The following is a 12734-nucleotide window of genomic DNA, read 5'->3' on the forward strand; positions in this document are numbered from 1 at the left end:
ATTACAGCAATAGGTTCCCGCCGCGCATGGACAAGACCTACCAGCCGCACGCTATTGAAACTTCCTGGTATCAAACCTGGGAATCCGAGAATTACTTCGCCCCTCAAGGCGCTGGTGACTCGTACACCATCATGATCCCGCCGCCGAACGTCACCGGCAGCCTGCACATGGGCCATGGTTTCAATAACGCGATCATGGACGCCTTGATCCGTTTCCGCCGCATGCAGGGTCGCAACACCCTGTGGCAGCCGGGCACCGACCATGCCGGTATCGCCACGCAGATGCTGGTAGAGCGTCAGATCGAAGCGCAAGGCCTGAACCGTCACGATCTGGGCCGCGATAAATTCCTGGAGAAAATCTGGGAATGGAAAGATCAGTCCGGCGGCAACATCAGCCGTCAGATCCGCCGCCTGGGCTCGTCCGTTGACTGGAGCCGTGAGCGCTTCACTATGGACGACGGCCTGTCGGACGCGGTTAAAGAAGCCTTTGTGCGTCTGCACGAAGACGGTCTGATCTACCGCGGCAAGCGTCTGGTCAACTGGGACACCAAACTGCACACCGCTATTTCCGATCTGGAAGTGGAGAACCACGACGAGAAGGGCTTCCTGTGGAACCTGCGTTATCCACTGGCTGACGGCGCGAAAACCGCTGACGGCCTGGATTACCTGATCGTTGCCACCACGCGTCCGGAAACCATGCTCGGTGATGCCGCCGTTGCCGTTAACCCGGAAGACGAGCGTTACAGAGCGCTGATCGGCAAGTTCGTTGAGCTGCCGCTGGTTGGCCGCCGCATCCCGATCATTGCGGATGAATACTGCGACCCGGAATTCGGCACCGGCTGCGTGAAAATCACCCCGGCCCACGATTTCAACGACTACGAAGTCGGCAAGCGCCACAACCTGCCGCTGCTGAATATCTTCGACAAGAACGCCAGCGTGCTGGCCGCCGCTCAGGTGTTCAACCTCGACGGCACCCTGAACGAAACCGTAGACGGAACCCTGCCCGCCGAATACGCAGGTCTTGACCGTTTCGAAGCGCGCAAGCAGATCGTTGCTGCATTCGACGCCGCCGGACTGCTGGTCAGCGTCGACGATCACGCCCTGAAAGTCCCGAAAGGCGACCGCTCCGGCACCATCATCGAGCCGTGGCTGACTGACCAGTGGTACGTGTCTACCAAGCCTTTGGCTGAACCGGCTATCGCTGCAGTTGAAGATGGCCGCATCGCCTTCGTGCCCAAGCAGTACGAAAACATGTATTTCTCGTGGATGCGTGACATCCAGGACTGGTGCATCAGCCGTCAACTCTGGTGGGGCCACCGCATCCCGGCCTGGTACGACGAGTCCGGCAAGGTATACGTCGGTCGCGATGAAGCCGAAGTACGTGCCAAGAACAACCTGGGCCCCGACGTTGCGCTGCAACAGGACAACGACGTACTCGACACCTGGTTCAGTTCGGGCTTGTGGACCTTCTCCACCCTAGGCTGGCCGGAAAAGACCAAAGCGCTGGAAACCTTCCACTCCACCGACGTACTGGTTACTGGCTTCGACATCATTTTCTTCTGGGTTGCCCGGATGATCATGCTCACCATGCATCTGGTGAAAGACGAAGACGGCACGCCGCAAGTGCCGTTCAAGACGGTGTATGTGCACGGTCTGGTCCGAGATGGCCAGGGCCAGAAGATGTCCAAGTCCAAGGGCAACGTCCTGGACCCGCTGGACATCATCGACGGTATCGAGCTGGAAGACCTGGTGCAGAAACGCACCTCCGGCATGATGCAGCCGAAACTGGCGAAGAAGATTGAAAAGCAGACCCGCGACGAGTTCGCTGACGGCATCGCCAGCTACGGCACCGACGCCCTGCGCTTCACCTTCTGCTCGCTGGCGTCCACTGGTCGCGACATCAAGTTCGACATGGGCCGCGTTGAAGGCTATCGCAACTTCTGCAACAAGATCTGGAACGCCGCGCGCTACGTGCTGGACAAAGGCGAAGACTGTGGCCAGAACGGCGAAGAAGTCGAACTGTCCCTGGCTGATCGCTGGATCATCTCGCAACTGCAGCGCACCGAAGCCGAAGTGACCCGTCAACTGGATCAATTCCGTTTCGACCTCGCGGCTCAGGCGCTGTACGAGTTCATCTGGAACCAGTACTGCGACTGGTATCTGGAACTGTCCAAGCCGGTGCTGTGGGACGAGAATGCCCCGGTTGAACGTCAGCGTGGCACCCGCCGTACGCTGGTTCGCGTGCTGGAAGTTGCGCTGCGTCTGGCGCATCCGTTCATGCCGTTCATCACCGAAGAAATCTGGCAGCGCCTCGCGCCGCTGGCCGGTGCAGAAGGCAAAACCATCATGCTGCAGCCTTGGCCAGTGGCCAATGAAGCGCGCATCGATCAAGCCGCCGAAGACGACATCGAATGGCTCAAGGGCCTGATGCTCGCCACCCGTAACATCCGTGGCGAAATGAACATCGGTCCGGGCAAGCCGTTGCAACTGTTCCTCAAGAACGTCAACGCCGAAGACCTGCGTCGCCTGCAGGAGAACGATTACCTGCTGAAGAAACTGGCCAAGCTGGAATCCATCACCGTACTGGAAGCAGGCGCAGAAGCACCGCTGTCGGCTACCGGTCTGGTGGGTGAAATGGAAGTGCTGGTGCCAATGGCAGGTCTGATCGACAAAGACGCCGAGCTGGCGCGTCTGGACAAGGAAATCCTGCGTCTGCAAGGCGAAGTGCAACGGGTCGGCGGCAAGCTGTCCAACGCTGCCTTTGTGGACAAGGCCCCGCCGGAAGTCATCGCCAAGGAACGCGCGAAGATGGCCGAAGCCGAACAGGCTCTTGGCAAGCTGGCCGAGCAGCATGCGCGGATTGCGAGTTTGTAAATAAACCAGTCAGCCAGCCTTCCCCAAGGCTGGCTGATTTATTCAAACCCTGTAGGAGTGAGCTTGCTCGCGATAGCGGTCTGTCATTCACATGATTAGTGCCTGACATACCGCTATCGCGAGCAAGCTCACTCCTACAGGGTTTTGCGTTTCAACGAGACCTCATCGGCATGACCATCCCGAACACCTCAAAACCACCCCGCAAAAAGCCTAAACCGGCGCAGCCAGGCAAACCTGCCGAGCCCCGTGAAAAGGCCACCTTGCACCCACGCAATCGCCATCAAGGCCATTACGACTTTCCCAAGCTGATCAAAAGCAGCCCGGAACTGGGTCAGTTTCTGATCACCAATCCGTATGGCAAGGAAAGCATCGACTTCGCCAACCCGGCCGCCGTACGCGTGTTCAACCGGGCGCTACTCAAGTCGTTTTACGGCATCGCCCACTGGGATATCCCGGCCGACTACCTGTGCCCGCCGATTCCGGGCCGCGCCGACTACCTGCACTTCCTCGCCGACCTGCTGGCTGAGCGCAACGAAGGCGTTATCCCACGCGGTGCCTCGATCAAGGCACTGGACGTCGGCACAGGCGCCAACTGCGTCTATCCACTGATCGGTCATAGCGACTATGGCTGGCAATTCCTGGGCTCGGAAATCGACACCACCGCCGTTGCAGCTGCCACTGCGATCATCAAGTCCAACAACCTGAGCAAAGCCATCAGCCTGCGTCAGCAAACCAATCGCAATCAGATCCTGCTGGGCCTGCTGAGCGACGATGAACGCTTCGACGTGAGCCTCTGCAACCCGCCCTTCCACTCGTCTCTGGAAGAAGCACAGCGCGGCAGCCAGCGTAAATGGCGGGCGTTGGGCAAGGCGGACCCGAAACGAAAACTTCCGGTACTCAACTTCGGCGGGCAATCGCAGGAGTTGTGGTGTGAAGGCGGCGAAATCGGCTTCGTCACGCAACTGATCAAAGAAAGCACCCAAGCTGCTAAACAGGTGTTGTGGTTCAGCACGCTGGTTTCAAAAGCGTCGAACCTGCCGATGATTCAAAGCACGCTGAAGAAAGTCGGTGTGTTCGAGAGTCAGGTGGTCGAGATGGGTCAGGGTCAGAAGCAAAGCCGCTTCGTGGCGTGGACGTTTCATGATAAGGCTAAACAGGAGGCGTGGCGGCTGGAGCGCTGGGTGTAAACGGGCCCTGTTGGAGCGAGGCTTGCCCGCGAAGAACGATGACGCGGTTTGCATGTTGCACCGAGTCGTCTGATTCGCGGGCAAGCCTCGCTCCAACGAGACCCGAGGCGAACAGACACAAAAAAGCCGTGCCCGGTTAACCGGTGCACGGCTTTTTCAACAGCAAGCGTGTGCTTACTTGTTGATCGAGTCGTTCAGCACTTTAGCTGGTACGAACTTGATGACTTTCTTGGCAGCGATTTCGATGGCAGCGCCAGTCGAAGGGTTGCGGCCAGTGCGAGCTGGACGCTCGGCTACTTTCAGTTTGCCGATGCCCGGCAGAGTGATTTCAGCGCCGTTTTCCAGTTGGTCGGCAACAATTTGGCCCAATTGCTCAAGAGCATTACGCGCGGTGGTTTTTGGCGCGTCGATAGCTTCTGCGATATCGGCGATCAATTGGTCTTTAGTCAGAGCCATGGTGGTGTTCCTTCCCTATCAAATTCATTTGGATTGCAGAGTGCAGCGTCGGCCTGGAGCCGGATCATGAACCCGACCCTCCAGTAGCAGCCACGATTAATCGCGAAGTGTAGATACTGAAACCGGGCATTGGTTCGGCCCAAACGCACACAAACTGCGGTGCTTGGCGCGCTATGCTGCGCAAGACGGGGCAAAACTAGCACAGAGCCGAGCAAATATCCGCACTAACCTACCCGTTTGGACAGGTTTCTCCCGTTTGAACCGAAAAAAAGCGGTTCGGACACCCCATGAGAGCTAAAACCAAGGGGTACAGCCTCGTTTCACGTCTCGGGTGCGTTACACTGCGTGCCGTAAATCGAGCAGCACCGCTCGTCAGTATTCCGCTCACAACCAGCCGAGAAACCCATGCCGATCCGTCATTGCATCGTCCACCTGATCGACAAAAAACCCGACGGCACGCCCGCAGTTCTCCACGCACGCGACTCCGAACTCGCTGAGTCTCAAGCCATCGAGAATATGCTGGCCGACCTCAACGAAAGCTATAACGCCAAACAAGGCAAGGCTTGGGGATTCTTCCACGCCGAGTCTGGCGCGCATCCGTTCAGCGGCTGGCTGAAGGAGTACATGGACGGCGGCAAAGATTTCACGGCATTTAGCCGGGTCGCAGTAGAACACCTGCAAAAGTTGATGGAAGAATCCAACCTGTCCGTCGGCGGCCACGTGCTGTTTGCTCACTATCAACAAGGCATGACGGATTACCTGGTCATCGCCCTGCTGCACCACAGTGAGGGCGTGGCCGTGAGCGAAACCCTCGACGTGACCCCTTCGCGCCATCTGGACCTTGGTCAACTGCACCTGGCTGCACGGATCAATGTGTCCGAGTGGCAGAACAACAAGATGTCCAAGCAGTACATCTCGTTCATCAAGGGCAAGAACGGCAAGAAGGTCTCTGAATACTTCCGCGACTTTATCGGCTGCCAGGAAGGCGTCGACGGCCCCGGCGAAACCCGCACCCTGCTCAAGGCCTTCAGCGACTTCGTCGAAAGCGAGGACCTGCCGGAAGATTCCGCCCGGGAGAAAACCAAGACCCTGGTCGACTACGCCAGCAGCCAGAGCAAAATGGGTGAGCCCATGGGTCTGGAAGAACTCTCCGGCCTGATCGATGAAGAACGCCCGCGTGCTTTCTACGATCACATCCGCAACAAGGACTACGGCCTGTCGCCAGAGATTCCTGCGGATAAGCGCACCCTCAACCAGTTCCGCCGCTTCACCGGCCGCGCAGAAGGCCTGTCGATCAGCTTTGAAGCGCACCTGCTGGGCGACAAGATCGAATACGACGAAGCCGCCGGTACGTTGATCATCAAAGGTCTGCCAACGCAACTGACTGATCAGCTCAAGCGCCGCTGAGGACAAACGAGCATGTTGCTACGCACCCTTAAGAAGTTCGCTCTGATCATTCTGGTCGTAGTGGTTTATCAGAACTGGGGCAAGATCGAGCACTTCTTCAACCCCTCGGACGCCATCCCTGCGCAGACCCAGGCGCAAGCCCGAGTAGTGATGTACGCGACCGAGTGGTGCGGCTATTGCAAACAGACCCGACGTTTTCTCGACAGCAAGGGAATTCCGTACAAGGAGTACGACATCGAGAAGTCAGACGAAGGCCGCAAGGCTTATGAAGCGCTGGGTGGGCGTGGCATCCCGTTGATTGATGTGAATGGCACGATCATCAGAGGCTTCAGCGAAGAGGCTATATTGGCAGCCTTGAAGTGATTGCGGAAATCCAAGGCTAAACAATCCCTGTGAGAGATTCCATGTTGGCCCAAGTCATCAGTGTGTCCTGTGGGAGCGAGGCTTGCCCGCGATAAAGTCGACGCGGTCTACTTTATTTCCGAGGTGCCTGCATCGCGGGCAAGCCTCGCTCCCATAGATAGATCATAGCCTGGCTCTCTCAGCCCTTCTCGATTCGAAATCCAAACCGCGGAAAGTGCACATGCACCACACCCGCCCGCTCGTCTTCACGGCGAAGGATTAACTCTTCGCGACCACTGAAGACTAGCTCGCCTTCAACCGGATCCACGCCGTAATCAACAGCTGAAATGGACACTTGATCACCGGCCTTGAAGCCATTGAGATCAACAAACTGCTCATCCGGCAACGCAGCAGGCGTCGCGTTCAAAGCGATCTCAACCGCCTCAGCCGGGCTCAACTCGCTTGGCGCGCCATGACCGAAGCCCAGAACCCGAGCCAGCCAGGCCGCCACTTCAGGGTAATCATCGACAAACGGCGCAGTCACAGGGGTTTGTTTGAGGAACCACAGGGTATGGGCAACAGAGAAGTCGGCAATCGAAGGTGCACCAAACAGGAAGTCGCCATTGCGCTCAAGTTGCTGCTCCAGCCGGGACATCAGCGTTGGCCATTGGTGTTTGGCCTGCTCGACGGGCAAACGAGTTGCACTGCCGCCCTGGAACAACGCAGCGCGATCAGCGACGAAGGCTTTCACTCCTTCAGGCGGCACTTTGGCGAAACGTACCGCCAGCGACTCAGGCTGGAACACCAGGCTCACGGCGTGCATGAACATTACTGAGTCGGCCCACGCTGCAAAGCTGGCGACCGTGAACTCCTGACCTTCCGGGAAAAACGCAGGCGAGGCTTTTTCCTGTTCCAGACGACGGGCCATCAATGCCGTGTCGCAGTAGATATCAGCGCCGATCTGTAGCACCGGAGTTTTGCGATAACCACCGGTCAGCGCCGTCAGATCGGGTTTTGGCATGATCGAAGGGACAGTGACGGAGCGCCAGGACAGGCCTTTGAACCCCAGGATCAGACGGGCTTTTTCAGCGAACAGCGAGGTGGGGTAATGGTGCAGGATGATGTCGGTCATGGCTGGCTTTCCAACGGTAGGTAAGTCAGCAGCTTAACCGGGTACAGGCAGCGAGCCTACCCGACAACAATGATGGCAAATCATCACAGCGATTGATCGGAGACGCAGGTTTCTGTAGGAGCTGCCGAAGGCTGCGAACAGCTATGTGTCAGACAACCGCTGTCGTAACCTCCAGCTGGAGTGCCTGAAAAGATATAAATCTGTAGGAGTGAGCTTGCTCGCGATAGCAGTGGGTCAGACACCCATCATTTATCTGATGCACTGCTATCGCGAGCAAGCTCACTCCTACAGATTACGTAAGTCCGGAGAATTATGGTCAAGGCGCAGGGCAATACCCCGCCACCAGACACTCCTTCGCACTCTTCCTCAATTTCTTGATCAACCGCTCCTGGCGCAACGCCTCCCCCTTACTGACGCACTGCTCAACATAAACAAGTGCCACCGCCGGGCTGGAATAAAAGTAGCGTGCACCTTTGCCACTCTGATGGGCTGCAAAACGGCGCTGCGGATCGTCGCTGATGCCGCAGTACAACGAGCCGTTTTCAGCGCGCACCAAGTACACGAACCAGGGTTTGCTGACCGCTGGTTCGGGTGTCTCGTTGACGGATGAGGACAAGGCTTCAGGCATGGCAACAGATCAAATGGTGCGAAAGCCGCGATTCTATCAGAGGCTTAACGTCCGGCCTGAAACGCCTTCAGGCCCTTCTGCGCCTGAGCGCGGATAGCGTTCTTTACAAACGGCGTCCAGCCGAGCAACAGGCCTTTGGTGCCCAAGGCCTGTCGAGACCAGCGCCACAGGTCAAATTGATCATGATGCTCCGCGATCTTGCCGTCGCGAAACACGAAGCGCGCCTGAATGTCGTTGACCACGGTATTGCCGGTCTGACTAAACAGATACGTGGCAATCCAGTGCGCTGCGCCGCTGCGTTCATCAGCGCGGACGCTATCGAAGGTCAGGGAAAAGTCCTTGGCCCGCGAGGTGAGCATGCGCCACATGTCGCAAGCCTGCTGGCCGCGCAACTCGCCAAAGACTGGATCGCTGAACAGCACGTCATCGGTGTAACACGCAGCCATCGCCTCGGCATCCAGGCGATTGAAGGCCTCGTAAAAGCGGGTAATCAGCGCGTTATTGATCAGGCGTTTGTCTTCGTCGCTCATGCATGCAGGTCCGTTGGAGCAAAAGGTGCCTGCACGATAAGCGGCAATCGCTGGTTTTGCCATGGGCATAAGCCTGGAGTCAGACTTTTTCGCTGCTGACCTGCACATAAAGCGCTCGTCCGGCACCAAGCCCCGCAATGATCGCCGACAAGCCGAGCACCGCGAAGATCCAGCCGATGGAATCCCAACCACCAGTAACGTCATGCACGACGCCTACAGCAAAGGGACCGATGGAAGCGATGGTGTAACCAATGCCCTGCGCCATGCCCGACAGGTTCGACGCAACATGGGAATCGCGGGATCGCAACACGATCAGCGTCAGCGCGATACTGAAGGCACCACCCTGGCCCAACCCAAGCAAAATTGCCCAGCCCCACAGGCTATTGATCGGTGCGTATAAACACCCAAATAATCCGGCCAGCGACATGGACATGACCACCAGCACACCCAATCGCTGATCTTTGCCGCGAGTCGCCAGCCAAGGCGCGGTCAAGGCGCTGATCAACTGGACCATGATCGACCCGGACATCATTAACCCGGCATCCGTCGGGCTCATGCCCCGGCCGATCAACACGGAAGGCAACCAGCCAAAGACGATGTAAGCCAGCGAGGACTGCAGGCCCATGTAAAGGGTGATTTGCCAGGCCAGGCGATCACGCAACAGGCCACGCACGCGATAAGTCACCTGATTCACATCGTGCTTCTGCCGTGCCTGGGGCCACCAGATCAGTGCCGCCAACAATGCTGGAATCATCCAGAAGCCCAGGCCGATGGTCCAGTCATCGCCGAAATATTGAGTCAGGGGTACCGTCGAACCTGCCGCCAAGGCTGCGCCCAGACACAAGGCCATGGTGTAGACGCCGGTCATCGTACCGGCCTGTTTGGGGAAGTCGCGTTTAACGATACCCGGCAGCAGCACGCCAATCACACCGATGCTCGCGCCAGCCAGAACACTGCCCGCAAACAATCCGACTTCACCGAACAGGCTACGCAACAAGATACCGGCGGCCAAGGTCAGTAAAATCCCCAACACCACCTGCTCACTGCCAAAGCGGCGCGCCAATCGCGGGGCCAGCGGCGCGAACAACCCAAGACACAACACCGGCAGAGTGGTCAGCAGCCCCGCCGAAGCGGATGAGAGCCCCAGGCTGCTGGAAACACTGCTGAGCAGCGGCGCCATACTCGCCAGCGCCGGACGCAGGTTAAGCGCCACCAGCACCAGCCCGAGCAGCAACAGCCATGGCCGATTCAGTACAGAGGAAGGGTTTTGCGGGGTCGAGCTCGCCGATGGCGCCTTGGTCGTCATTGTTTTCTCAGGGCAGGTAGTGAAACGGCGCAGAGCGCCAAAAAGGTGCATCGTGTTGGAGAACAGCAACGAATACAAGTTTCGCTCGGGTTGAATACAGTTCAAGCCTGTTGGAGCGAGGCTTGCCCGCGAACCTGTCAATGAGGTCATTCAGGGATACCGGGTCTTCGTTCTTCGCGGGCGAGCCTCGCTCCAACAGGTTTACGCTTGACCGAACATCTGCGCAGCCCTGATTCTGCTTTACATGCACTTGCCGCAACACATTTGCCAGACCTGATCCCTTCCCCCTGCCAGACCTTTCCGAGAAACTTGTCCCTCACTTGCGCCTGCAAATCCGTCTCACTAGGCTGCCTCCGTCGCAGCACATCAGCGATCGGGTTTAGTAACCCGGACCAATAGGCGCACAGGTGTTCACCTTTACGGTGGCTGTGCGCAGGGCACCTTCGGGTGCGCCGGTTTTCCTATTGTCCGGTCTACTAACCTGCTGCACAGCCGCCACCCTTCGATTGCCTATGAATCCGCCGACCAACTGAGCGGCAGCAAACGTGACCTGGCGTTTTCGGTGGTGCACTTGATTGATATGGCCTGTGGGGCGGTGGAGAAATCCCTGCTCAATAACGAGAATCCTTTGTAGGAGCTGCCGAAGGCTGCGATCGCGGTCTGCCTGAAACAACCCTTTCGCAGCCTTCGGCAGCTCCTACAAGAATCCACAATCGCGCAAAGCCCTTCAACAATCACAGAAACGCCCTACATAACCCTGAATCTCCCATCCATAAACTGATCGCCCATTTATTTCAGGCGATCACTCCATGGCTCATCCCATCTACATGACCATCAAGGGCAAGGAACAGGGCGATATCTCCGCAGGCTGTTCGACCCCTGAGTCCATGGGTAATAAATGCCAGGAAGCACACCAGAACGAAATCATGGTGCTGTCCTACACGCACCAAATGGCCAACGTCGCGAACATCGACCGCGCCACGCACATGCCCGTGGTCATTACCAAGAACATCGACAAGTCTTCTCCGTTGTTGGCCCAAGCCTTGGCGCAACGGGAATCCATTACCTGCAAGATCGATTTCTATCGCACCACACCCAATGGCAGTCAGGAGAAGTTCTACACCGTCGAGATCACGGAAGCCGTCATCGAAAATCTGATTGTCCAGACGCCTCACGTCACCCTGGATAACGACGCCGAACCGGTCGAACAACTCGCCATCCGCTACGGCGACATCAGTTGGACCCACCACGCCGCAGGGACAAGTGGTTATAGCTATTGGGGCGAGTCCTGATGGCAGAACCCAAATCGAACACTTCCGAGAATAAGCAGCTTAAGCAGGCGGCTGTAGCGCTGACGAATCACGCTTGCACGTTGAGCATGCAGCATATTCAGGACGGTATGTTGCGGCTGCAATTTAATCGGGAAGTGGCGTATTACGCGCAGGGGATTGTTCGGGATGTTGAGGGTGGGAGGAAGAGTGTTGCGGAGGGAGTGAAGGCGCTGGAGGGTGAGCAGGAGAGTTTGAAGGATCAGTCAGTACGAATTGCTACCCAAAGTATTGGGCTAATCGCTGGCGGACTTCAAGTCACAGGAGGTGTAGGGATATGTGTCGGCTCAATTGGGTGGATGTGCGCACCCGCCGCTATAGTCATCGGACACGGCTTGAATAACCTATATGAAAATGGCAATAATTTGCTTGAAGGAAGATCTGACACTGAGGGCTGGGGTCGAGTCCCTTATCAAGCGATCTCTGAATATTTTAGCGGAAGCAAGACCGCAGGAAATATTGCTTATGGAGCTGTCGACGTCGGATTATCTGTATTCGGCGCATACAGACTTACAGTAAAAAAGGACGCGTGGCGTTTATTTCGACATATCGATAGTGACTACGTTAGGGCATACAAGGAATCCTCTAAGACAGTACTGGGAATTGATGCTGCGGCCGGCACAATTACGACGAAAAGCATGCTAGACGAGTGGCAAAAAACAAAATGAGTTCAACACTTCAACACCTAAGCTATTTATGCCTAAGCATAGCGTGCTTCCTACCCTCACTCCTGCTATCAGGATACATATCAAAAGCTCGTCACCGCGGACTCCTGTTCAAGTTGGGTTTTATTTACAACATTACATTAGCGCTGGTACAGATGAATTTTTTCATGGTAGGAAAATTCCCGCTAATAGAAACTTTCGAAAATTCCTGGATAGTTTTTTTAGGCCTTGTCTTTTCTTTTTTTCACTGCCGTCATATTGGCATGCTCGACGCCAAAGCTTTCCACGACACAACTCCCTCATTAGCATTCAGCAACAGCTTCATGACTTTACTTGACATCACTATAAATCGAGGCCTTTTTTTCGCAAAATGGACGACAATTATACTGGCGACGTCCGCTTTCTACGCCGTGATGATTGGCGCCCTCCTAATCCAAGTAATCCCTACCGAATCGGTAGACATGCCTACACGTATATTCTTGGGAGCGACTTTATATTTGATTTTAGTAGCAACTGGAACCTACATCACGTACAAATATCATAGAGTGAGGCGTTACAGCCCTAAATTTTTAAAAGAACAACATCGCGTATTAAACCCAGCTGGCAAAAAACTCCGGAACATATTACGAGGCTTACAACCGAATTGGATTTTGCTGGTTATTACTATCTACTGCGCCACCATGGCAATAGTTTTACTTGATAGGCTTACCGATTTCGACGTCCAAACGTCACCATGGCGAAATCTCGCAAAAGCGATAATCTATATATTTTTCTTGGTTCTGTGGCTTTTCGGGACAGTTATTCATCATGACTTCAAGAGAAAATCAGAAATGAAAAAGTTAAAGTAACTTTTCCGCTTCACTTATCAAGGCACTTTCAG

General features: G+C 56.1%; 13 protein-coding genes. 8 read left to right on the top strand and 5 right to left on the bottom strand.

Annotated elements, in window-relative coordinates:
• Positions 1–26 precede the first annotated feature (26 nt).
• Together AO242_RS22390 and rlmF are read left to right on the top strand one after the other, a co-directional pair.
• Positions 27–2873 carry a valine--tRNA ligase gene (locus AO242_RS22390; protein ID WP_099270405.1) on the top strand — a complete coding sequence of 949 codons (2847 nt, stop codon included), beginning with the start codon at positions 27–29 and terminating at the stop codon, positions 2871–2873.
• Between the two features lie 170 nt (positions 2874–3043).
• A complete protein-coding gene (gene rlmF / locus AO242_RS22395; RefSeq protein ID WP_373562245.1) occupies positions 3044–4060 on the top strand; it encodes a 23S rRNA (adenine(1618)-N(6))-methyltransferase RlmF in 1017 nt (338 codons plus the stop codon).
• Between the two features lie 174 nt (positions 4061–4234).
• On the opposite strand, the gene AO242_RS22405 is transcribed toward rlmF, so the two are convergent.
• Positions 4235–4516, bottom strand: coding sequence for an HU family DNA-binding protein (locus tag AO242_RS22405; protein WP_027900723.1), 282 nt, complete (start codon positions 4514–4516; stop codon positions 4235–4237).
• A gap of 405 nt (positions 4517–4921) precedes the next feature.
• Here AO242_RS22405 and yejK point away from each other — a divergent pair, with 405 nt between their 5' ends.
• Both yejK and AO242_RS22415 read left to right on the top strand, forming a co-directional pair.
• Positions 4922–5923, top strand: a complete 1002-nt coding sequence (gene yejK / locus AO242_RS22410; protein WP_027900722.1) for a nucleoid-associated protein YejK — start codon at positions 4922–4924, stop codon at positions 5921–5923.
• 12 nt (positions 5924–5935) lie between these two features.
• Complete coding sequence (locus tag AO242_RS22415; RefSeq protein WP_099270406.1) at positions 5936–6286, top strand: glutaredoxin family protein; 351 nt, start codon at positions 5936–5938, stop codon at positions 6284–6286.
• Between the two features lie 178 nt (positions 6287–6464).
• Here the strand turns inward: AO242_RS22415 and AO242_RS22420 are convergent, their stop codons facing one another.
• From AO242_RS22420 to AO242_RS22440, 4 genes are all read right to left on the bottom strand, one after another.
• Entirely contained in the window at positions 6465–7397 is a 933-nt protein-coding gene (locus tag AO242_RS22420) for a glutathione S-transferase family protein (RefSeq protein WP_099270407.1), read from the bottom strand.
• A gap of 316 nt (positions 7398–7713) precedes the next feature.
• Positions 7714–8025 (bottom strand): GIY-YIG nuclease family protein, encoded by a 312-nt coding sequence (locus AO242_RS22430; protein ID WP_099270408.1) that lies wholly within the window; start codon positions 8023–8025, stop codon positions 7714–7716.
• Between the two features lie 44 nt (positions 8026–8069).
• Positions 8070–8555, bottom strand: a complete 486-nt coding sequence (locus AO242_RS22435) for a nuclear transport factor 2 family protein (RefSeq protein ID WP_099270594.1) — start codon at positions 8553–8555, stop codon at positions 8070–8072.
• Between the two features lie 79 nt (positions 8556–8634).
• A complete protein-coding gene (locus AO242_RS22440; protein WP_099270409.1) occupies positions 8635–9861 on the bottom strand; it encodes an MFS transporter in 1227 nt (408 codons plus the stop codon).
• Positions 9862–10366: 505 nt separating this feature from the next.
• Here AO242_RS22440 and AO242_RS30280 point away from each other — a divergent pair.
• The 4 genes from AO242_RS30280 (at position 10367) to AO242_RS22465 (ending at position 12702) form a co-directional block, all read left to right on the top strand.
• Positions 10367–10495: a DUF6124 family protein gene (locus AO242_RS30280; RefSeq protein ID WP_373562248.1), complete on the top strand. Its 129-nt coding sequence runs from the start codon at positions 10367–10369 to the stop codon at positions 10493–10495.
• Between the two features lie 175 nt (positions 10496–10670).
• The gene (locus AO242_RS22455) at positions 10671–11153 is read left to right on the top strand and encodes an Hcp family type VI secretion system effector (protein ID WP_099270410.1); all 483 of its coding nucleotides are present in this window, start codon (positions 10671–10673) and stop codon (positions 11151–11153) included.
• Positions 11153–11857 (top strand): DUF4225 domain-containing protein, encoded by a 705-nt coding sequence (locus AO242_RS22460; RefSeq protein ID WP_099270411.1) that lies wholly within the window; start codon positions 11153–11155, stop codon positions 11855–11857. The genes AO242_RS22455 and AO242_RS22460 overlap by 1 nt, the downstream gene beginning before the upstream one ends.
• A gap of 164 nt (positions 11858–12021) precedes the next feature.
• Positions 12022–12702 carry a hypothetical protein gene (locus AO242_RS22465; RefSeq protein WP_099270412.1) on the top strand — a complete coding sequence of 227 codons (681 nt, stop codon included), beginning with the start codon at positions 12022–12024 and terminating at the stop codon, positions 12700–12702.
• Positions 12703–12734 lie beyond the last annotated feature (32 nt).

The organism is Pseudomonas sp. ICMP 561, from assembly GCF_002699985.1.
In the GTDB taxonomy this organism is placed as follows: Bacteria; Pseudomonadota; Gammaproteobacteria; order Pseudomonadales; family Pseudomonadaceae; genus Aquipseudomonas; species Aquipseudomonas quasicaspiana.

What these genes read in the sequence shown, in the direction of transcription:
- AO242_RS22390 (WP_099270405.1), top strand. Translation starts at nt 27, where the DNA reads ATGGACAAGACCTACCAGCCGCACGCTATTGAAACTTCCTGGTATCAA.
- rlmF (WP_373562245.1), top strand. Translation starts at nt 3,044, where the DNA reads ATGACCATCCCGAACACCTCAAAACCACCCCGCAAAAAGCCTAAACCG.
- AO242_RS22405 (WP_027900723.1), bottom strand. Translation starts at nt 4,516, where the DNA reads ATGGCTCTGACTAAAGACCAATTGATCGCCGATATCGCAGAAGCTATC.
- yejK (WP_027900722.1), top strand. Translation starts at nt 4,922, where the DNA reads ATGCCGATCCGTCATTGCATCGTCCACCTGATCGACAAAAAACCCGAC.
- AO242_RS22415 (WP_099270406.1), top strand. Translation starts at nt 5,936, where the DNA reads ATGTTGCTACGCACCCTTAAGAAGTTCGCTCTGATCATTCTGGTCGTA.
- AO242_RS22420 (WP_099270407.1), bottom strand. Translation starts at nt 7,397, where the DNA reads ATGACCGACATCATCCTGCACCATTACCCCACCTCGCTGTTCGCTGAA.
- AO242_RS22430 (WP_099270408.1), bottom strand. Translation starts at nt 8,025, where the DNA reads ATGCCTGAAGCCTTGTCCTCATCCGTCAACGAGACACCCGAACCAGCG.
- AO242_RS22435 (WP_099270594.1), bottom strand. Translation starts at nt 8,555, where the DNA reads ATGAGCGACGAAGACAAACGCCTGATCAATAACGCGCTGATTACCCGC.
- AO242_RS22440 (WP_099270409.1), bottom strand. Translation starts at nt 9,861, where the DNA reads ATGACGACCAAGGCGCCATCGGCGAGCTCGACCCCGCAAAACCCTTCC.
- AO242_RS22455 (WP_099270410.1), top strand. Translation starts at nt 10,671, where the DNA reads ATGGCTCATCCCATCTACATGACCATCAAGGGCAAGGAACAGGGCGAT.
- AO242_RS22460 (WP_099270411.1), top strand. Translation starts at nt 11,153, where the DNA reads ATGGCAGAACCCAAATCGAACACTTCCGAGAATAAGCAGCTTAAGCAG.
- AO242_RS22465 (WP_099270412.1), top strand. Translation starts at nt 12,022, where the DNA reads ATGGTAGGAAAATTCCCGCTAATAGAAACTTTCGAAAATTCCTGGATA.